Below are 21,599 nucleotides of genomic sequence, written 5' to 3'. Positions count from 1 at the left end.
TATTAAAATGTAAACCCTTCAAAACTCACTGTTTATCAAATTCGCATTGATTAAACAGTGAGCTAATAGGCCTTTAAATTTGGTACTCAGAACTGGCTGTCGCAAGCTCTGTAACGGCTTGATAGTGGGTGAGAAAAATTTGACCACTCAAATGCGTGAGTAATTTTGAGTGCTGCAATTTGTCCATGACAGGGCCTTTGACCTCGGAAAAATGCAGTCGAATATCTAATTTTGATAATTCAGCATTTAAATCTTCCAACATTTCTAAGGCACTGAGGTCAATTGAGCTGACGCTTGAGCAATTGATAACAACATGCTCTAGGTCAATATTTTCACTGACTTCATTGATCAAGAAACCTTTAAGCGTATTGGCATTTAAAAACGAGATATTTTCATCTATACGGAGCGACAGAATATGTGGTGCGGTATAGACATGATGGCGCTGTACATTGCGGAAGTGCTGTGTGCCCTCGACTAAACCGATCACCGCAATGTGTGGACGACTGATGCGCCATAACAACAGAATAAAAGTAGAAATGATGCCAATAATGAGACCTGTAGAAATATCGATACACACCACACCGAAAAAGGTCACCCACATCGCAATCCCGTCAGCTTTTGAATAACGCCATGTATCCACAAAAGGTTTAAAGTCGACTAATTTCCAAATGGAAACAATAATCGTGGCCGCCAAAATGACTAAAGGTAAGTCTTGGAAAAAACCAGTGAAGTAGAGACTGACAACGATAATCAGCAATGACGACAACACGCCAGCCATCGGTGTTTTTGCACCTGCATCTGCATTAACAACTGTACGAGATAAGCTACCCGTCACTGGAAAGGCAGAGCTAACACCTGCGCTTAGATTGGCTAAACCTAAAGCGATCAACTCTTGGTTACTATTAAGTTGGCTTCGTTGTTGTAAGGCAGTGGCTTGGGCGATAGACAGTGACTCAACAAAACTGATCATGGCAATCATTGTTGCACCGGGCAGTAAGGTTTGTACCAGTTCCCAGTTCCAATGTGGAAAGCTTAAGGGTGGAAATCCTGAAGGAATTTCACCGACGGTTTTAATGCCGACATTTTGCAGGTCAAATAACATCACCGATGCAATTGAGATCACCACTAGTATCAATGGAAGTGCTTTACTTAGAAAGGCAGTAGAGCCGAATCGAGATTGAATTGATTGAGTGGCCAACATTTTTGGTACATAGATTAAAAACAGTATGGCCAGCACACCAAAGATGAGTGAAGCAAAGTGAGTTAAACTCAGGTATTCCCACAGACTTAAAATAAACTCAGGGATGTTGTTGGCTTTTAGCGGGACATCGACGAGAAACTTAAACTGACCGAGCGCAATGAGCAGAGCCGAGGCAATAATGAAGCTTTTAATGACAGGATGACTGATCAACTGAATTAAAAAACCAAAACGTAGTACACCTAGCATCAGAGAAATCAGGCCGACCATTAAGGCCAAAAGTGTAGCGGCTTCAATATAAACAGGCGAACCAACTTCAAATAGCGGATTGAGCGTGGCGAAAGTCATCATCGAAATGATTGCCACAGGGCCAATCGATAAGGTTGAGCTTCCACCAATGAGTGCGTAGACAATCATCGGTAAAATACTGGCATATAAACCCATGATTGGGGGTAAACCTGCCAGCATGGAATACGCCATACCTTGAGGGACTAACATGGCAATCACGATCAGCGAAGCAAGTACATCAGATTTAAATTTCACAGTGCTGTAGTGCTGTAACCACTGCCAAGCAGGAAATTTCTGTAAGAAATGAGGTTTTAAATCTGACATAAACTTATCTAAATCACAATTTCATATATATTATGCACAAAAAGTGCTAAGAAGTCTTGTGCAATAAATTTTGACCGTTCAATATCGCTGCTTATTTACGGGATATGTAAGAAACCATCATTTTAAATGAATTAATGAAAAGTATGAGCTGATTTAAAGCTTTGGATATTCGATATAAATATAGATATTTTGAAGAAGTTTGGAGGGTAAATTGAGATATTGAATTGCTGCCCATTGCGATGATTCATCTATAGTGGTGCAAGAACAGCATGTCTGGCTTGAAATTTTAAAATAACTGAGTGTTATTTATAAGATTGGTTGCAATACAATTGGTAAAGAGTATTGAGAACTTGAACTAAATTTGCATCTTTAATTGAATAATAAATTTGCTTACCATCACGACGCGTGGTCACAACATCACTTTTGCGTAACATCATCAGTTGTTGTGAGAGGGTTGGCTGTTTAATATCAGTGATTTCTTCAATCTGAGACACATTCAATTCTTGCTGTGCTAGATGACATAAAATTAGTAGACGATCCGTATTTGCCAGCGACTTTAAAACGCCCACGACTAATTCGGCAGAATCACGCATAGTAGTGATTTCCAGATCGGTATTCATTGGATATGTCCATACGATTAACAACAGCTCAAGTATACGGATATCACGGCTTAATACATTGAATAAATAAGACAATTTCTATGGTTTTTTATGAAATCAAATATCATTAATTTTTATAAGTTTAAATTTAGTTAATCAGTTAAATTTATTGCTTGATTTTAGTGCAAGCTTTCACAAAATGCACATAAATATAAGACATTAGCTTAAAAAATCATGCACACTTTGAAAATAATTGTATCATCTAAAGATCGTATTCAATAAATACACAAGGGATAAATAGTCATGACAACAGATTCAGCTTTTCCAGCAACGAGTAATTTAGGTATCGCAGTATATAGTAATAACGCTGAAGCGATTGGTAATACACCTTTAGTTCGTATTAATCGTGCGATTCAGTCAGAAGCAACGGTCTTGGCGAAAGTAGAAAGCCGTAACCCAGCATTTTCAGTGAAATGTCGTGTAGGTGCAGCTCTCATTGCTGATGCAGAAGAAAAAGGTTTATTAAAACCGGGTATGCATATTGTAGAACCTACAAGTGGTAATACAGGGATTGCTTTGGCATTTGTTGCAGCTGCGAAAGGTTATGCAATTACATTAACCATGCCAGCAAGTATGAGTATTGAACGCCGTAAGGTGTTGAAGTCTTTTGGTGCAAATCTCGTATTGACTGAACCTGCTAAAGGCATGAAAGGTGCGGTCGAAGAAGCACAGCGCCTCGTTGCCGAACATCCTGAAACGTATTATTTACCACAACAGTTTGAAAACCCTGCAAACCCTAAAATTCATGAATTGACCACTGGCCCAGAAATTTGGGAAGCGACCGGTGGTAAAGTGGATATTTTAGTTTCAGGTGTAGGTACAGGCGGTACGATTTCAGGCATTTCAAGCTATTTTGAAAAAGTGAAAAATCAGCCGCTTTATTCTGTTGCGGTAGAACCGGCTGAATCTCCGATTATTGCCCAAGCGAAAAAAGGCGAAACACTGACTCCTGGGCCACATAAAATTCAGGGGATTGGCGCTAACTTTATTCCGGGTAACTTAGATCTAGACCTTGTTGATGAAGTGATCGGTATTGAAAGTGCTGAAGCAATTGAGTGGGCGCGTAAAACGGCTACTCATGACGGTATTTTAGTGGGTATCTCTAGTGGCGCGGCAATGGCAGCTGCGGCAAAACTTGCTGCACGTCCTGAGAATGCAGGCAAAACCATTGTGGTCATTTTACCGGATGGTGGTGAACGTTATCTTTCTTCAGTTTTATTTGAAGATATTAGTGCTGACTAATAATTCTGACATGAAAAAAAGCCCGTTCAATTGAATGGGCTTTTTTATTGATGATTTCGTTATTTATAAGTATCTTAAGCCGCGTCTTGATCATCGTTTTTGGGATTTTGTTGTTTTATTTTTCGTTTAGGCGGTTCATGTCCTAACTTTCGAGCGATGTATTTAAACAGGAAGCCTAAGAGTATGCATATCGTGACAGCAGGGATAACCACTTGAGTGAGCCAAACATCAATATGATCTAGACTCCAACTTAAAATTAAAAATAAAAAAGCACACAAATATGCGCAGTTAAAGCAAATGTTCGACAGTTTGTACATGCGAAAGAGAGTAATTCGTTTGGTGGTCACGAATCTTTATCTTACTGAATAATGAGGAAAGGTGTAGTTTTAATATCAGAAAAATAAACTAATTGAATAATCATTATTCAATATTATTGATTATGTTTTTAAATCTTCGCAATTCTTTATACCTTAAAGAAAAGCCTTGCTGTGAGTCAGAAAAACTTGACCTTCCCATTATGGTAAAGTTTAAGCTATAGCCTAAAACAAGCACATATGATTGGGATGTTGCCATGACAGATTCGACAGAACGCAAACTTTTTGACGGCACACTTGCTATTGAAGGGATGACCTGTGCTTCTTGTGTGGCACGGGTGGAAAAAGCCTTAAAAAAAGTCGATGGCATCACTGATGCTCAAGTGAATTTAGCCACTGAAACAGCACATGTTCAGAGTGATAAAAATGTGGATTATTCTGCTGTAATTCAGGCCGTTGAAAAGGCAGGTTTTGGCGTTGCACAAAAGCAGCTTGAACTTGAAATTGAAGGGATGACTTGCGCATCGTGTGTTGCACGTGTTGAAAAAGCCTTAAAGACAGTTCCAGAGGTCATTGATGCAAAAGTGAATTTGGCAACTGAAAAAGCCACGATTACGGCATTGACATCTGTTGAAAATTCTGCATTGGCGAAGTCCGTAGAAAAAGCAGGTTTTTATATTGCACAGCCCAATATTGAATTAAATATTGACGGTATGACCTGTGCTTCATGTGTAGCACGAGTCGAAAAAGCCTTAAATGCTGTTGATGGTGTCAATAAAGCAACTGTAAATTTAGCCAGTGAAAAAGCTTTTGTTCAGGCTCCCGCTTCAAAAACACAAGAATTGATCGCGGCAGTTAAAAAAGCGGGATACAGTGCTAGCATTGCTACGCAGCAACAACCGACAATGGCAGAAAAAAAAGCCGACGAAGCTCGGTTACTCAAACGTGATTTAATCATCGCATTGGTACTCGCTGTTCCTGTTTTTATCTTGGAGATGGGATCACACATGATTCCAGCGTTTCATCATTTTATTGCGCATAATTTAGGGACACAAAATAGTTGGTATATTCAGTTTATATTAACCACTTTGGTGTTAATCCTACCCGGAAGACGCTTTTATCAGCACGGCATACCAGCACTTGCGCGACTTGCCCCGGATATGAATTCTTTGGTCGCAGTCGGGACTTTATCTGCTTATAGTTTTTCTTGTATTGCAACATTTGCTCCGCAATTATTACCGCAAGGTACGGTTCATGTGTACTTTGAAGCAGCCGCAGTAATTGTGGCGTTGATTCTTTTGGGGCGTTTTATGGAGGCGAAAGCCAAAGGTAAAACATCGCAAGCCATTCAATACTTAGTCGGCATGCAACCCAAAACTGCACGTGTAGAGCAATCTGGCACCTTTATAGATTTACCGATTAGTGATGTTGAAACAGGCATGCTGATTGAAATAAGGCCTGGTGAACGTTGTCCGGTCGATGGTACTGTGGTGTCTGGGAATAGTTATATTGATGAATCGATGATCAGTGGAGAGCCAATTCCTGTCGAGAAAAAAGCCGGTGATCAAGTTGTCGGTGGAACGATTAACCAAAATGGGGCCTTGAAAATACAAGCCACTGCGGTAGGTCAAGATTCTGTTTTGGCACAAATTATCCAGATGGTTGAACAAGCTCAGGGTTCAAAATTACCGATTCAAGCTTTGGTGGATAAAGTCACGTTATGGTTTGTACCGGTGGTGATGGCGTTGGCCTTGATCACCTTTTTAGTTTGGTATGTAGTTGGACCTGAACCGAGTTTAACCTATGCATTAGTCAATGCTGTAGCAGTTCTGATCATCGCATGTCCATGTGCAATGGGTTTGGCAACGCCTACATCTATCATGGTCGGTACAGGGCGAGGTGCAGAACTTGGAGTATTGTTCCGTAAAGGCGAAGCTTTACAACAACTCAAAAATACACAAGTGGTTGCAGTCGATAAAACGGGGACATTGACGGAAGGTAAACCTAAACTGACTGATTTTGAAGTCACTGAAGCTTTTGATAAAGATCGCGTATTTCAGTTATTGGCCTCTGTAGAGCAGAAATCTGAGCATCCGATTGCCTATGCCATTGTACAAGCTGCTAAAGAGATGCAAGTGCAACTTTTAGAGGTCGAACAGTTTGATTCCGTGACTGGTGCTGGGATTCAGGCGGTTGTTGAAGGACAAAGCATTTATATCGGTGCAGATCATTTGATGCATAAACTTGGTTTAGATACACAAATCTTTTCATCACTGGCGGAACGCATGGGCAATGAAGGGAAAACCCCGCTCTATGTATCGATCGATCAACAGCTTGCTGCCATTGTTGCTGTAGCCGACCCGATCAAAGCTACAACCTTTACAGCCATTCAAGCTTTGCATGATTTAGGGCTGAAAGTGGCCATGATTACAGGCGATAACCGACATACTGCCACTGCCATAGCACGACAGTTGAAGATTGATCATGTGATCGCTGAAGTAATGCCAGACCAAAAAGTGCAATCTGTACAACAGTTGAAAAAAGAACATGGTGTTGTTTGTTTTGTCGGCGATGGCATTAATGATGCGCCTGCACTTGCGCAAGCAGATGTCGGCATGGCTATTGGTACAGGGACAGATGTGGCGATAGAGGCTGCGGACGTGGTGCTCATGTCGGGTAATTTACAAATGGTACCGACAGCAATCGCACTGAGCACAGCCACGATGAATAATATTCGCCAAAACCTATTTTGGGCATTTATTTACAATGCAGCATTGATTCCTGTCGCTGCAGGTGTGTTATATCCATTCTTTGGCCTACTGCTTTCACCTATGTTCGCCGCAGGTGCAATGGCACTTTCATCGGTGTTTGTTGTGTCAAATGCCTTACGTTTAAAAGCATTTAAAGGGCCAGTTTTTCAGGAGTCTTGAGATGAATATTGGACAAGCAGCGAAAGCATCGGGCATTTCTGCAAAAATGATCCGCTATTATGAATCGATTGGGCTGTTAAATAATGCGCAGCGCACCGATGCAGGCTATCGAATTTACTCGGAAGCCGATATTAAAACCTTGAGTTTCTTAAGACATGCGCGTGATTTAGGTTTTTCTTCTGAACAAATGAAAGATTTACTTGGGCTTTGGAAAAATCAAAGTCGGCAAAGTGTAGAAGTTAAAGCATTGGCGTTAAAACATATCCAGACCTTAAATCAAAAAATCGCAGACTTACAGGCCATGGTTGAGATCTTGCAACAATCTGTAGATGGCTGTGCCGGTAATGATCAAGCCGATTGTACGATTTTAAATCAAATCGAAACGGGCATGGCTGAGTGCTGCCATACAGCAAAGATTTAAACCAGCTTGACCTTACAATCGTGGCAAGGTTTATAGTGTTGTTATTAGAAAAGAAGGATGAATATCATGAAATTTCGTATTGATAATATGACATGCGGTGGTTGTGCCCGTAGCGTAACAGCAACGATTAAAGACTTAGACGAAAATGCAACGGTCACTATTGATGTAGCTACAAAATTAGTTGACGTTGAATCTAGTGCCAGTGCAGAGCAATTGATTAGCGCTTTAACCGAAGATGGCTTCCCACCTGTGATTGCATAACCTAGATATTGTTTAATGAAAAAAAAGCCGAGCAATTGTTCGGCTTTTTTATTTATAAATCAATTCTATACGGCTGAAATTTTATCTGGCGTCATCAGCGCCTGATTAATATATAGCTTGATTAAGCGTTCACGTGAACCGATTGATTTTTGATAATGCGTTGAATTGAGGAGTAGGGATGCACCATAAGTGACCGTCCAAATATAAGATAAATAATCACGTATCGACATTGCGCTTTCAAGTGATTTTAGATAATCACTGGTCATATCCTTAATTTCAATAATACGTTCTTCACGAACACGATAGAGCTCTTCAAATAACTCTTTTAATTTACGTTCATTATTCGTTAAGCGTTCTTCAATGACATGTAATAATATAGTTCTATTAGAATTCAACATATTATAAAGCATATATTGTGAAACATAAGTTTTAATATCATGATTATATTTTTTTGAAATTTCTAATAATCGTTTTTCATTTAAGATAATCAGTTCTAAATATAATTGGTTTTTACTTTTAAAATGTTTATAAATCGTGCCTTTGGCAATATCTAGTTCACAAGCTAACTCACTTAAGGTGATGTCTTGATTATTATCTAATAGCAGGGTTTCTGCCATGGCTAAAATTTTTTCCTTGCGAAGGATAAAATTTTGTTGGCGTACTGAACTCATGATAACTGTTCCATAAACATCTTGAGGGTGAACAAGCCTAGCTTAAGCTAAATCTTGTGAATCTTACATTCCACTATGGTCTCAAATATTACATAAATTGGTTTAAAAATAAACACATTAGTAGAGTGCGTAAAACATATAGAATTCATAGCATAAAATTAATGTCAATAAAACTGAACCCTTGAGGTCATTTTTTTGAAATAAAATTCCATTTTTATTTTTTTTAATTTATTGTCTTTTCGCTTTTACAACAAAAGCAGCATTTAACAAAACGGTCTTGGTTGTTATGTTATTAATACACCCTAAATTAAACATGATTATAGGTACTATTATGTTTAGTTTTAATCAATTACCAATTATAAATTTATTCAATTCAATAAATTTATTTAATTGTAATAAAATAATGCTGCTCAAAATATCAGGTGGTTATTTTCCACTTGTCGGTAAAAACACATTATCTATATCCATTTTAGATATCTATCTGAAAAAACAGATCTTTAAAAAATCCACACAAAATTGATTTGATGATTTTGTGCGGGAGCGTGCAACTTTAAAAAAGTACTTTGTCAAAGACGCTGACAAAGCCTGTAGAAAAGGAAAGTACAATGCCAATATACAATGCGCCGTTAAAGGACATGGACTTCATCTTAAATGATGTATTCAATGCAGATGAGTTCTGGCAGTCAAATGAAAACTTAGCTCATATTGATATGGCGACTGCAAATGCCATTTTAGAAGAAATGGCTAAGTTTTCTAAAAACGTTATTCTAGACTTGAACCGTACTGCAGATGAAGAAGGTGGTGCGCAGTTTAGTAATGGTGTTGTTACTACGCCTACAGGGTTTAAAGACGCTTTTAAACAATTCGCTGAAGGTGGTTGGGTTGGTTTAGGCGCTTCTGAAGAATGGGGCGGCCAAAACATGCCGAAAATGTTGACGGTACTTGCTGACGAAATGATTTGGAGTACCAATCCATCATTTATGTTGTATCCACTACTGACTGTGGGTGCAGGTATGGCGATTAATGACCGTGCTTCGCAAGAGCAAAAAGAAACCTATCTTCCAAAATTTTATACGGGTGAATGGTCAGGCACTATGTGTTTAACTGAACCACATTCAGGGACTGATTTGGGGATCATTAAAACCAAAGCAGAGCCGAATGAAGATGGTTCATTTAACATTACAGGCACGAAAATTTTCATCACCAGTGGTGAACATGATCTGTGTGAAAACATCATCCATCTTGTGTTAGCAAAAACGCCAAATGCACCTGCGGGTTCACGTGGTATTTCATTGTTTATCGTTCCAAAATTCCATGTCAATGCCGATGGCTCAGTCGGTGAACGTAATGCCGTATCAGCGGGTTCAATTGAACACAAGATGGGTATTAAAGGTTCTGCAACGTGTGTTATGAACTTTGATGGTGCCAAAGGTTATATCGTTGGTAAAGAAAACGAAGGTCTTGCGGCGATGTTTGTCATGATGAACTACGAACGTTTATCGATGGGTATCCAAGGGATTGGCGCAGCAGAATTTGCTTACCAAAATGCTGCACAGTATGCGACTGATCGTCTACAAGGTCGTTCTGCGACAGGTGTAAAATCTCCTGAAAAACCAGCAGACTCTATTTTAGTACATGGTGATGTACGTCGTATGTTGTTGAATGTACGCGCCAACAACGAAGCATCTCGTGCATTTGCTGTGTATGTTGGCCAGCAACTGGATATTACAAAATATTCAACTGACGAAGCTGCTGTGAAAAAAGCCAATGACCGCGTGGCTTTATTGACACCTATTGCAAAAGCCTACCTAACAGATACAGCCCTACAAGCTACTTTAGAAGCGCAAATGTGCTTTGGTGGTCATGGCTATATCCGTGAATGGGGTATGGAGCAATGCATTCGTGACTTACGTATTTCACAGATTTACGAAGGCACAAATGGCGTACAAGCGATTGATTTAATTGGACGTAAAACCACGAAATGTAATGGTGCATTTATTGCCGAATACATTACTGAAATTCGTGATTTTGCTGCAACCATGGCAGATTCAAAAGTTAAATCTGCAGCATTGCAAGTTTCTGACGAAGTTGAAGCATTAACGCAATTCATTATTGAACAATCTAAAACTACACCAGACTTTAGCAGTTCGGTTGCAGTCGATTATCTGCATGCAGTTGGTTTACTCAGCTTTGTTTATATGTTTGCACGTATTAGCAAAGCTGCGGCTGCAAAACCAGAGAGCTTCTTCCAAAACAAACTGGTACTCGCAGATTTCTATGTTGAGAAAGTTCTACCTGACCTTGCTGCCCGTGCTCAACGCATTAAAGCAGGTTCTGAACTTATCATGCAGCTATCTGAAGAATACTTCACCGCTCAATCTTAAAGTTTCATCGAAACCACTGTGAAAAACATTAAGATGGAAAATCTGAGGAACCAGTCATGGTTCCTTGGGGTTAAAAGATTTAAAACAGGATGAAATAAGAAATGATTGTAATTGTAGATGGCGTACGTACAGCGATGGGTGGTTTTCAGGGTTCACTTTCATCTTGTACAGCCCCAGACTTAGGTGCTGCAGCGATTCAGGCTGTTGTTGCACGTGCAGGTTTAGAACCTACAGATATTGACGAAGTTATTTTTGGCTGTGTATTACCGGCTGGTCTTAAACAAGGTCCTGCACGCCAAGCGATGCGTCAAGCAGGCTTACCAGATACAACGGGTGCCACCACGATTAATAAAATTTGTGGTTCAGGCATGAAGGCAGTGATGCAAGCAGCTGATGCGATTAAAGCCGGTTCGGCCAATATTGTGGTTGCTGGTGGTATGGAGTCGATGTCAAATGCGCCATATTTACTTGAAAAAGCGCGTTCAGGCTATCGTATGGGTCATGGTAAAACCACAGACCACATGTTTCAAGAAGGCCTAGAAGATGCTGAGACAGGTTTGTCGATGGGCATCCTTGCACAAGATATGGCAGATAAAAAAGGCTATACCCGTGAACAGCAAGATGCTTTTGCCATCAACTCACTCAATAAAGCCGTTGCAGCGATTCAAGGTGGTTTCTTTAAAAATGAAATCGTGCCGGTTACCGTTAAAAGCCGTAAAGGTGACGTCGTTGTTGACACAGATGAACAGCCTTTAAGTGCTAAGCCTGAAAAAATCCCTACACTGCGTCCTGCATTCAAAAAAGACGGCACGATCACAGCTGCCAATGCCAGCTCAATTTCTGACGGTGCATCTGCTTTGGTGGTTACATCAGAAGAAACGGCCCAAGCACGTGGTTTAACACCACTGGCAAAAGTCGTTGCTTATGCTACAAATTCACAGCATCCGTCAGAGTTCACGATTGCTCCAGTCGGTGCTATTGAGAAAGTACTTGCACAAGCCGGTTGGGATGCACAAGAAGTTGACCTGTGGGAAGTCAATGAAGCATTTGCCATGGTTACAATGCTGGCGATTGATGGATTTAACTTAGATGAAGCAAAAGTGAACATTCATGGTGGTGCTTGCTCACTTGGTCACCCACTAGGTTCATCAGGTTCACGTATTATTGTGACGCTGATTCATGCCTTAAAACGCACTGGCGGTAAAAAAGGTGTCGCAGCACTGTGTATTGGTGGCGGTGAAGCAACTGCAATTGCGGTTGAACTGATTTAATTTGCCTCAATTTATATAAGTAAGCTTTTAGATAAGTACGTTTTTAGATAAGCAATAACAAACGCTATCTCAGTTCGCTGGGATGGCGAAAAAAGATGTTTATTTTGAGATATTTATTTTTTGAGATTTAATTATGAATGGTTTAGATCGCATTCGCTTACTCTCCCTTCGCGACAAAGTAATGTCTGCTGAAAAAGCGATTGAGTTAATTCAAGATGGTTCAGTGGTTGGTTTAAGTGGTTTTGGTGGTGCAGGTGAGGCAAAGACGGTTCCATTGGCACTTGCAGATCATGCAGTTTCACATCCTCTTCGTATCACGTTGGCAACGGGTGCTAGTTTAGGAAATAGTATCGATGGTCGCCTCAATGCGGCGCATGCGATAGAACGTCGTTATCCGTATCAGGCAGATCCTGGTTTACGTAAAGCCATTAACGCTGGCGAGGTCATGTATATTGACCAACACTTGTCTGAAATGGCCGATAATATTCGTCATCATAATTTACCGCGCATTAATGTGGCCGTTATTGCAGCGACTGCAATTACAGAAGATGGTCAAGTTATTCCGACAGGTTCATGTGGTAACTCAGCCAATTTCATTGAAATGGCAGATCATGTGATTATTGAAATTGATAATACGATTAACCCAGTGCTCGAAGGTGTACATGATATTTATGTGCCTAAAGCGCGACCAAACCGTGGGCCAATTCCACTGACTCAGGTTGGTGAACGTATTGGTACGATTGGGATCAATGTCAGCCCCGATAAGATTTCAGCTATTGTGTTGAATGATCTGCCAGATACCCAGTTTAAAATGGATGAACCTGATGCTGAAACCCTAGCGATTGCTCAGCATCTGATTGATTTCTTTGAAGGTGAAGTGGCAGCAGGGCGTTTGCCTGAAAATTTGGGCCCGCTACAGTCAGGTGTGGGTTCGATTGCCAATGCTGTATTTGCTGGTTTTGAGCATTCTAATTTCCATGATTTGGAAATGTATTCAGAAGTACTACAAGACTGTACTTTCCAGCTAATTGATTCTGGAAAAATGAAATTTGCCTCAGGCTGTTCAATGACGTTATCTGAGCCTTGTGCACAGCACGTGATGAACAATTTTGATCAGTACAAAGACAAAATTGTGTTACGTCCACAAGAGCTATCTAATAACCCTGAAATCATTCGACGTTTAGGCATTATCGCGATTAATACGGCGCTTGAGTTTGATATTTACGGAAACGTAAATTCGACCCATGTGACGGGTACGAAAATGATGAACGGTATTGGCGGTTCAGGAGACTTTACTCGTCATGCGCACATTGCCATTTTCGTAACCAAGTCGATTGCAAAAGGTGGTGCGATTTCATCTGTGGTGCCAATGGTGAGTCATACCGACCATACTGACCACGACGTTGACATCGTGGTTACAGAGCAGGGCTTGGCAGATTTACGTGGTCTTTCACCACGTGAGCGTGCACGTAAAGTCATTGAAATCTGTGCACATCCAGATTATCGCGCAGCATTGTTGAGCTACTTTGAACGCGCATGTGAGCTTGGTGGTCAAACGCCGCATATTTTAAAAGAGGCTTTGTCTTGGCATGCCACTTTTGAAGAAACCGGTTCAATGCGTCAAATCGTATAAATCTAAAGATTGAAAATATTTAAATAAGCCCACGATCAAGTGGGCTTATTTATTATGAAAGACTACAAATGTTTCAAAACATGACAAAAGAAAAACAGCAGGACTTGGTTTGCAACTTTTGCACAACATGAACGGTCTTAAGTTCTCTTCAAGGCTTTCTATAATGCAAAACTCATTGACAAAGAAGGTCAGTATTTTGAAAAAGATTCAATTATTTTCTGCGATGTTGTTCGCAGTTCTCCTCACTGCATGTAAACAAAGTCCAGCGCCTGATTATGCTGGAACATGGCAAAATACCGCAGTAGATCCGCAACTTGAAAATGCGCTGATTATTAGTAAAAATGGTGAAAACTATTTCATTACCAATACTTTAAAAGATAAAAAAAGTGGTAAATCTGAAAAGAAAAATCCTGTACCTGCGTCTGTTGCTGAATCTGGGTTACTGGCTGTAAACTCTGGGACAGGTGCTGTTGAATTTGCGATTGACGAAAAAACGGGAAATTTAGTCGGGTCTGGATCCATTTATAAAAAAGTAAAATAGATCAATTATCTATTGATGCAAAAATATCAAAAGCAGCCTCTAAATTGGGCTGCTTTTTTAACTTTAAAGCGAATGTTTATTTGCTTTAACTCAGTTCAGAACCGAAGAGAAATCATGGATAAAATAATCCGCTTTATTTTTGATTTGCTCAATTTCGTGCTCTGAATATGCGTCATACACCGCAACCACTTCAATGCCTGCTGCATTTGCAGCTTCTACACCAATGAGTGAATCTTCAAAAATTAAACATTCTTCAGGTCGAACTGCAAAATGTTCAATCGCCTGTAAATAGACTTCAGGATGCGGCTTAATATTTTTGACACTTTCACGGGTCAGGATCAGATCAAAGCTATTTTCAAAATGCAGCTTTGGATAAATGTTGATATTTTTTTGATATCGATAAATATTTTGCAAGCTGGTCGTGGTGGTAATTGCCACTTGAATGCCTTGCTGAATGAGCTGTTGAACAAATAACGCTGCATGTGGTTTAAGCAAGATGATATGTTCTAAAAAATGCTGTGAAATGGCATATCGTTGCTGTTTGATTTCATCTGCCGTGTGTTGTTCAATCTTATATGTATCTTTTAGATAGTTACAGTACATTAAGTAAGGGTCTGGTGTGTTTTTAAATAATTGCAGCTGAATGTCACGTTCACGTTGAATTAAACCCAGTTGGATGCTTTGTCCAGTTAACTGTTGAATCAAATCTGCGTCGACCTGATTCCACACGCCAACAGAGTCGATAAGTGTGCCATCTAAATCAAAACAAACCAGTTTTTTTCCTTGAAGCATGTTGATATCCAAATTCGTGCTGGGTCTATTATGCGGACGGATTGGAGTGTTGAAAAGCCAAATGCAACTGAGCAGGCTAAACTGGCGTTTCATCTGCAATAAAAGTAATATTTCGTTATTGGCTTTTTGTATAATTCAGCAGATGATGCACAGCATAACTTGCAATATTTAATTAGGGATTAAATCTTTCGTGTTTGAATTGGACTGTAAACTTCTTAGCATTTTTTTTCATGTTTATAAGTACAAAAATGTGTCGCAAGCTGCTGAACACTTGCAGATGAGTCAGCCTACAGTCAGTAATATTTTAAATAAAATACGACAGCATTATAACGACCCATTATTTTTACGTATCGGCAATGAAATGGTGCCTACGGAGTTATCGCGTCAATTATTTCCTTTAGTCAGCGAAGCCTTGAGTAAAGTCGAAGCCATTAATAATTTTACGATTAATTTTGATCAAGCCATTTCAGATCAACAATTTACTTTGGCCATGACCGATGTTTCGCATTTGGTTTTATTGCCCAAAATCAGCCAATATCTAAAAAAACACGCGCCACAAATACGCCTGAATGTACGCCCGATTACCACTGAAACCAGTTATCAGATGGCGAATGGTGAAATTGATTTAGCATTGGGGTTTTTACCGCATTTGGAAAGCGGCTTTTATCAACAAAAATTGTTTGAGCAATATTATGTGGTGATTGCAGCTAAGGATCATCCACGATTAACGGGTGACACCATTACAACTGAGCAATATTTATCAGAGTCGCACATTGATATTGATGCAGGGATGGGGCACTACCATATTGAAAATGAGCTGCTTAACCTTGATTTAAAACGTGATATTTTGATGCGGTTACCTAGTTATTTAGGTGTGGGCTTGGTTGTGCAAGACACTGATGCGATTGCAACTGTGCCGTACTACTTGAGTGAAGTATTGCTTTCGCGCGGCAACTTAAAAATATTTGATGCGCCGATTGCGTTTCCAACCTATGGCGTGAAGCAATATTGGCATATGTCTTGCCATCATAAAACCAGCCATCAATGGCTACGTCATATGTTTCATGAAATCTTAGTGAAGTAAAAAATACCATTAAAAGATCTCGTGCAGAAAATTGATTGCTAGACGTTTAGTGAATAAAAGCATAAGTATTCCACTAATCGATAAATGCAATTTTGTGATAAATATTGTCAATTAACTTATTTTTCATCATAAAGCTGACTGATTAGTATGTGAATTAGTTATCACTTTTTATGAAAAAAATATGAGCGGCAAATCTAAACCTTTAATTATTACGGCGATCGTCATTGTGGCGATCGCTGCTTTCGTATATTTCCAAGCTAAAAAATCTACTCCTGACACTTCAACGGCTGCGCAAAAAGAGCAGAAAGCGGTAGTCATTGCCTATCAAACGGGTGTTGATCCGAGCAAAGTGGCGCAGGCCAATGGCGACTATGAAAAAGACAGTCAACAGCCGATTGAGTGGAAAAAATTTGATACGGGCGCAGACGTTGTAAATGCTTTGGCATCAGGTGATGTCAGTATTGGCAATATTGGTACCAGTCCTTTAGCTGCTGCCGCCAGCCGTGATTTACCTATTGAAGTGTTTTTTATCGCAGCAAAACTGGGTGCTTCAGAAGCCTTAGTGGTGAGCAATAAATCAGGCATTTAAAAACCTGAAGACTTAAAGGGTAAAACCATTGCTGTCCCTTTTGTTTCTACAGCACATTACAGCCTGCTTTCTGCATTAAAGCATTGGAATTTATCTGAGGCTGAGGTCAAAATTATTAATTTGCGCCCGCCTGAAATCTCAGCAGCGTGGGAACGTGGTGATATTGACGCGACTTATGTATGGGAACCTGCTTTAAGCAAGGCGAGTGCCACAGGTAAAGTTCTGACCGATTCTAAGCAAGTTGCAGAATGGGGCGCACCAACCTTTGATGTATGGGTAGTTCGTAAAGACTTTGCAGAGCAAAATCCAGAGTTTTTAAAATCTTTCGTTCAAACTTCTTTAAAGAAAATAGATGAATACAATCAAGATCCGAAAGCGTTTGAAGCGAATACTGCTTATATCAATAGCATTGCGCAATTAACCGGTTCTGATGCGAAAGATATTCCATTACTGCTATCAGGCAATATTTATTTGAACCAGCAGCAGCAAGCTCAAAGTTTCAGCACAGATTTTGCCAAGAATATTTTAGATACAGCGACCTTTTTAAAAGCCCAAGGCAAAGTAGATAAAGTCAAAGCCGACTATAAAGGCAATGTAACAGCCTTATTTGTTCAGCCTTAAGGATGTGAAAATGAGTATCTTAAAAGCGGAAAATATTAGCCTGACCTATCCTGAAAATGAGGTGGCTGTACTAAAAAATATCAATTTGGACGTTCCTGAATCGACTTTAACAGTTGTACTTGGCGAGTCTGGCTGCGGCAAAACGACGCTTTTAAATATTTTGGCGGGTTTTCAACAGGTGAGTGCAGGCCAAGTCAAAATTGATGATGAAGTTCTAACTGGCCCAGATGCAAGACGTGCTGTGGTTTTTCAAGAACATGCCTTACTGCCTTGGTTGAATGTGGCAGATAACGTGGCATTTTCTTTGAAATTAAAAGGCTTAAAAAGTACAGAGATAAAGTCACAAGTTGCATCTATTTTAAATACCGTCGGACTGTCGCATGTGGCAAATGCCAATATCTGGGAACTTTCAGGCGGTATGAAACAGCGCGTCGGTATTGCACGTGCCTTGATTAGTCATGCACCATTTATTTTGCTGGATGAACCTTTTGCCGCACTCGATGCATTTACCCGCGAAAGCATGCAGGAGTTTGTGCTGAATTTATGGATTAAAGAGAAAAAAGGTTTCTTCCTCATTACCCATGATATTGAAGAGGCGCTTTTATTAAGCAATCAATTAGTACTGATGACAGCGCGTCCGGGGACGATTGTTGAAACGCTCAAGCTAGATTTTGCTGAGCGCTACCGTAAAGGCGAATCTATACGTGCGATTAAATCTGATCCGCAGTTTATTCAGCTGCGTGAAATGTTGTTTGAACGCTTAAAAGCGCAAAAATTACATGCGGTGGAGTCTTAATATGAATACACAAATTCAAAAATTAAATAAGGCTCATCTAAGCGAAAATCGTGCAGAAGCAGCAACATTAAACAGAAGTTCCTCTACTTCTATATTTAGAAAAAATTTACCACTTATTGTGAGCATCGGCAGCGTGCTGAGCTTGCTGGTGCTTTGGTTTGTCGTAACCACTTTGAAAATTATTCCTGAGCTTTTTTTACCAAGTCCAGCAGCGGTATGGCAGAAGTTTATTGAAGTCAGCCAGCAAGGTTTTATGAAAGCCACACTTTGGCAGCATTTGGCTGAAAGTATTGGCCGTGTGTTTAGCGCACTGATTGCTGCTATTGTGATTGGTGTGCCTTTAGGTTTATGGATGGGACTCAACAAATGGGTACGTGCTGTATTTGATCCACTTGTGGAGCTACTCCGTCCCATTCCACCGCTTGCGTATTTACCGTTATTGGTGATTTGGTTTGGTATTGGTGAAACCACCAAAGTGCTGCTGATTTTCTTTTCAATTTTGGCGCCAATTATTATTAGCAGTGCGCATGGTGTGATCAGCCATCAAAAAAACCGTGAACGTGCAGCATTATCTTTAGGCGCAACGCGCTTGCAGGTTTTGCAATATGTGATTTTACCTACAGCTTTGCCGCACATATTAACGGGTGTGCGCATTGGCTTGGGCGTGGGCTGGTCAACACTGGTGGCTGCAGAGTTGGTTGCTGCTGATCGCGGTATTGGTTTTATGGTGCAGTCTGCGGCTCAGTTCCTAATTACTGATACTGTGATTCTTGGAATTATTGTGATCGCGATTGTCGCAGTAAGTTTTGAGTTATTTTTACGTTGGCTGCAAAAGCAGTTGGCGCCTTGGTATGGCCAACAGCTGTAAATAGATTTAGAGATTGAAGAAGATTTAATTATGTCATTGCAAGCGAAGCAAATTAACCCAAACATTGGCGCCGTTATTGAATGTATCGATTTAAACCATGCCGATACACCGGTGCTGCTGGAAATAAAACAAGCACTATTGCAGCATCAAGTGATCTTTTTTAGAAAGCAGGCGCTTAGCGCACAGTCGCAAGTGAGGTTGGCAAAAACCTTTGGTACTTTGCATATTCATCCGATTTACCCTGCGATGGAAGATGCTCCAGAAGTGATTGTACTGGATAGCCACAGACAAGATTTAAGAGACAATGATCTTTGGCATACCGATGTGACATTTAGTCAGAAACCGCCATTGGGCTGTATGCTGCAAGCCATTAAAATCCCTGAGTTTGGCGGTGATACGCTCTGGGCCAGCGGTACTGCTGCTTTTAATGCGCTCAGTGAAGATTTAAAACAGCAACTACGCAGTTTAACAGCAACACATGATATTCGTAAATCTTTTCCATTAGAGCGCTTTGGTACAACAGCAGCAGACCGCGAACGCCTTGAAAATAGTTTCCGTAAAAACCCGCCAGTGGTGCATCCGGTCGTACGTACACACCCTGAAACTGGTGCTGAAGTGTTGTTTGTAAATGAAGGATTTACAACGCATATTAACGAATTGAATGCACAAGAGAGCGATAAGCTGCTGACATTCTTGTTTGAACATGCGGTGAAGGAAGAATTTCACTTACGCTGGAAATGGCAAGAAGGTGATGTCGCTATTTGGGACAACCGCTGTACGCAGCACAAAGCGCTGTTTGACTATGGTGATGCGCACCGCATTATGCATCGTGTAACTGTGAATGGCTCGGTACCATTTTATAAAGCAGCTGGTTAAAAGCGTAAGCAGCTTATTTGCAAACATCACAGGAAAGGCCCAATGCTGACATTGGGCTTTTTATTTTGAAGAAATCTAAAAAATATAAATTCAAAAACACTTAACCATGATTGCACATGCACAAGGATGATGCATACCTAAGCAGATGGACAGTTCAAAAATAGCGCAATTTAAAACCAATACTGCAGCTTAAGCATCAAAAACGAACCCTAAAAGCCTTAGTATTACGTTTTATTCAAACCGTAATACCAAATTGGCACAGCCTTTGCTTTTCTATATACATCATAAAGTGAACTAGGGTTCCGATACATTTCTATGTATGACTGCGACCGAGAGTTCACGGCTTCGTTTTAATTCAAAGCAAAGCTGCACGGAGGGATAAAAGCCCGGGAGGTAAATAGTTAAGAATTAGGCAGAGGCTGCAATGAGCACAACACATTATCATGATGATAAAGAACTATGGACTGAACTTTTACCGGGTGGACACCACTGGTCAGCGCGTATTCAGCGTGGGGCAGTATTACAGATTAAATCGCTAGGGCAAAATGCCAATGTGTCGCTGTACTGTGTAAACAGTGAAGATAAGCTTGAGCGCTACAACATGCCAGATAGCCTTAAAGGGCAACACACGGCGTATTTAAGTACAGGTCATATTTTGGCGTCGGATTTAGGACGTGCCATGATCTCGATAGTCAAAGATGATCACGCTTGGAATGATGCGTTTTGTGCACCAAGTACCGCATCACAAATTGAAAACCAATTTGGCAGTAAAACTTTCCAAGATGCCCGTAATGATATGTACCGCAACGGCAAAGATAGCTTATTGCTTGAAATGACCAAGTTTGGTTTATCTGCAACAGACCTGAGCAGTACTTTAAATTTATTCTCTAAAGTTCAACCTGATGACAATGGCAACTTAAGTTATGTTGCATCGGACAATACAAATCAAGTCATTGAACTGCGCTTTGAAATGGATTGTTTGGTCTTTTTATCTAGTGCACCACATGGATTATCTCAAGCAGAAGAATATAACCCTGCTGATGTACAGCTAAGTTTATTTAAGGCGTTGCCTTTGGCAGATACCGATGTTTGCCGTGATTCTTGCCCGCAAAATCAACGTGCTTTTCAAAATAATAAACGCTATTACGCTTTAACGGCTTGAGGGGAATGATCATGACTGCATTAGTAAATCCAACACAAAATTTTGAAAAATCAGTGTTAAGCGAAGTATGTCCTGCCGGTGAAGCTTGGATGTGCGAAGTCAAAAAAGGGCAGTATTTCCGGATCGTTGACCTCGAAGGCAATCAAGCGGTGGATACCTTGTTTATCTCGAGCCAAAACCCTGAAGAACGCTATAGCGCTACGGATACCTTAGCCATTAACCAACAGATCTATTTAGAAAAAGGCACAGCTTTATACACCAACTTTGGCAATAAAATTGCCAGCATTCATGATGATAACTGCGGTCGTCACGATACTTTAGGCGGTGCATGTTCATGTGAAAGCAACACCGTTCGTTATGCAAATGACAAATATCCAATGCACAGTTGCCGTAACAATTTCATGATTGCGTTATCTCAGCATCCTATTGCCAAAAAACATGGCTTAAATGTGCGCCATATTGGCCCAAACATTAACTTCTTTATGAATGTACCTGTGACTGCGGATGGTCATTTGAAATTTGATGACGGTATTTCTGCACCGGGAAAATATGTCGAGATTAAAGCCGAAATGGATTTAATTGTCCTCATTTCTAATTGCCCACAACTGAATAACCCATGTAATGCTTATCACCCTACAAAAATTCAACTGATCATCCGTGAAGGTGAGGAGTAA

General features: G+C 40.3%; 18 protein-coding genes, 2 pseudogenes and 1 riboswitch. Of the genes and pseudogenes, 16 read left to right on the top strand and 4 right to left on the bottom strand.

Features of this window, described 5'->3' with window-relative positions; all coding sequences use genetic code 11:
• Positions 1-73: 73 nt before the first annotated feature.
• The gene (locus M5F03_RS13840; protein WP_249708655.1) at positions 74-1,810 is read right to left on the bottom strand and encodes a SulP family inorganic anion transporter; all 1,737 of its coding nucleotides are present in this window, start codon (positions 1,808-1,810) and stop codon (positions 74-76) included.
• A 302-nt stretch (positions 1,811-2,112) separates the two neighbouring features.
• On the bottom strand, positions 2,113-2,430 hold the full coding sequence (locus M5F03_RS13835) for an ArsR/SmtB family transcription factor (protein ID WP_078193801.1): 318 nt from the start codon (positions 2,428-2,430) through the stop codon (positions 2,113-2,115).
• Positions 2,431-2,712: 282 nt separating this feature from the next.
• On the opposite strand from M5F03_RS13835, the gene cysK reads away from it, so the two are divergent.
• From cysK to M5F03_RS13815, 5 genes and pseudogenes are all read left to right on the top strand, one after another.
• Positions 2,713-3,711: a cysteine synthase A gene (gene cysK / locus M5F03_RS13830; RefSeq protein WP_111884368.1), complete on the top strand. Its 999-nt coding sequence runs from the start codon at positions 2,713-2,715 to the stop codon at positions 3,709-3,711.
• Positions 3,712-4,282: 571 nt separating this feature from the next.
• A pseudogene (locus tag M5F03_RS16715) lies at positions 4,283-4,444 on the top strand (cation transporter); the annotation flags it as partial.
• 27 nt (positions 4,445-4,471) lie between these two features.
• Positions 4,472-6,955: a heavy metal translocating P-type ATPase gene (locus M5F03_RS13825; RefSeq protein ID WP_372491153.1), complete on the top strand. Its 2,484-nt coding sequence runs from the start codon at positions 4,472-4,474 to the stop codon at positions 6,953-6,955.
• A gap of 1 nt (position 6,956) precedes the next feature.
• The gene (cueR, locus tag M5F03_RS13820; RefSeq protein WP_180003682.1) at positions 6,957-7,376 is read left to right on the top strand and encodes a Cu(I)-responsive transcriptional regulator; all 420 of its coding nucleotides are present in this window, start codon (positions 6,957-6,959) and stop codon (positions 7,374-7,376) included.
• 66 nt (positions 7,377-7,442) lie between these two features.
• Complete coding sequence (locus M5F03_RS13815; RefSeq protein WP_078190942.1) at positions 7,443-7,637, top strand: heavy-metal-associated domain-containing protein; 195 nt, start codon at positions 7,443-7,445, stop codon at positions 7,635-7,637.
• A 65-nt stretch (positions 7,638-7,702) separates the two neighbouring features.
• On the opposite strand, the gene M5F03_RS13810 is transcribed toward M5F03_RS13815, so the two are convergent.
• Positions 7,703-8,308, bottom strand: coding sequence for a TetR/AcrR family transcriptional regulator (locus M5F03_RS13810; RefSeq protein ID WP_078190941.1), 606 nt, complete (start codon positions 8,306-8,308; stop codon positions 7,703-7,705).
• Between the two features lie 605 nt (positions 8,309-8,913).
• On the opposite strand from M5F03_RS13810, the gene M5F03_RS13805 reads away from it, so the two are divergent.
• The 4 genes from M5F03_RS13805 (at position 8,914) to M5F03_RS13790 (ending at position 14,137) form a co-directional block, all read left to right on the top strand.
• Positions 8,914-10,692: an acyl-CoA dehydrogenase C-terminal domain-containing protein gene (locus M5F03_RS13805; protein WP_078193796.1), complete on the top strand. Its 1,779-nt coding sequence runs from the start codon at positions 8,914-8,916 to the stop codon at positions 10,690-10,692.
• Between the two features lie 101 nt (positions 10,693-10,793).
• On the top strand, positions 10,794-11,963 hold the full coding sequence (locus M5F03_RS13800; protein ID WP_078193795.1) for a thiolase family protein: 1,170 nt from the start codon (positions 10,794-10,796) through the stop codon (positions 11,961-11,963).
• Positions 11,964-12,096: 133 nt separating this feature from the next.
• Complete coding sequence (gene scpC, locus M5F03_RS13795) at positions 12,097-13,596, top strand: succinyl-CoA:acetate CoA-transferase ScpC (RefSeq protein ID WP_171319206.1); 1,500 nt, start codon at positions 12,097-12,099, stop codon at positions 13,594-13,596.
• Between the two features lie 223 nt (positions 13,597-13,819).
• Positions 13,820-14,137: a hypothetical protein gene (locus M5F03_RS13790; RefSeq protein WP_372491152.1), complete on the top strand. Its 318-nt coding sequence runs from the start codon at positions 13,820-13,822 to the stop codon at positions 14,135-14,137.
• 90 nt (positions 14,138-14,227) lie between these two features.
• On the opposite strand, the gene M5F03_RS13785 is transcribed toward M5F03_RS13790, so the two are convergent.
• Positions 14,228-14,929, bottom strand: coding sequence for an HAD family hydrolase (locus tag M5F03_RS13785; protein ID WP_249708651.1), 702 nt, complete (start codon positions 14,927-14,929; stop codon positions 14,228-14,230).
• Between the two features lie 190 nt (positions 14,930-15,119).
• Here M5F03_RS13785 and M5F03_RS13780 point away from each other — a divergent pair, with 190 nt between their 5' ends.
• The 7 genes and pseudogenes from M5F03_RS13780 to M5F03_RS13750 all read left to right on the top strand — a co-directional run bounded on the left by M5F03_RS13780 (position 15,120) and on the right by M5F03_RS13750 (position 21,599).
• A complete protein-coding gene (locus tag M5F03_RS13780) occupies positions 15,120-16,013 on the top strand; it encodes a LysR family transcriptional regulator (protein ID WP_078190935.1) in 894 nt (297 codons plus the stop codon).
• Between the two features lie 181 nt (positions 16,014-16,194).
• Positions 16,195-17,223 (top strand): annotated as a pseudogene (tauA, locus tag M5F03_RS13775) (taurine ABC transporter substrate-binding protein).
• Between the two features lie 10 nt (positions 17,224-17,233).
• Complete coding sequence (locus M5F03_RS13770) at positions 17,234-18,019, top strand: taurine ABC transporter ATP-binding protein (protein WP_249708648.1); 786 nt, start codon at positions 17,234-17,236, stop codon at positions 18,017-18,019.
• A 1-nt stretch (position 18,020) separates the two neighbouring features.
• Complete coding sequence (gene tauC, locus M5F03_RS13765; protein WP_180085016.1) at positions 18,021-18,887, top strand: taurine ABC transporter permease TauC; 867 nt, start codon at positions 18,021-18,023, stop codon at positions 18,885-18,887.
• A 30-nt stretch (positions 18,888-18,917) separates the two neighbouring features.
• Positions 18,918-19,763, top strand: a complete 846-nt coding sequence (tauD, locus tag M5F03_RS13760) for a taurine dioxygenase (protein ID WP_249708646.1) — start codon at positions 18,918-18,920, stop codon at positions 19,761-19,763.
• Positions 19,764-20,046: 283 nt separating this feature from the next.
• A riboswitch (guanidine-I (ykkC/yxkD leader) is annotated at positions 20,047-20,158 on the top strand.
• A 29-nt stretch (positions 20,159-20,187) separates the two neighbouring features.
• On the top strand, positions 20,188-20,925 hold the full coding sequence (locus M5F03_RS13755; protein ID WP_249708644.1) for an urea amidolyase associated protein UAAP1: 738 nt from the start codon (positions 20,188-20,190) through the stop codon (positions 20,923-20,925).
• A gap of 11 nt (positions 20,926-20,936) precedes the next feature.
• Complete coding sequence (locus M5F03_RS13750; RefSeq protein ID WP_249708641.1) at positions 20,937-21,599, top strand: urea amidolyase associated protein UAAP2; 663 nt, start codon at positions 20,937-20,939, stop codon at positions 21,597-21,599.

The sequence above is a fragment of the Acinetobacter amyesii genome (assembly GCF_023499985.1).
Classification (GTDB): domain Bacteria; phylum Pseudomonadota; class Gammaproteobacteria; order Pseudomonadales; family Moraxellaceae; genus Acinetobacter; species Acinetobacter amyesii.
The sequence above is the reverse complement of the archived record's forward strand: the minus strand, read 5'-3'. Positions and strand labels throughout refer to the sequence as shown.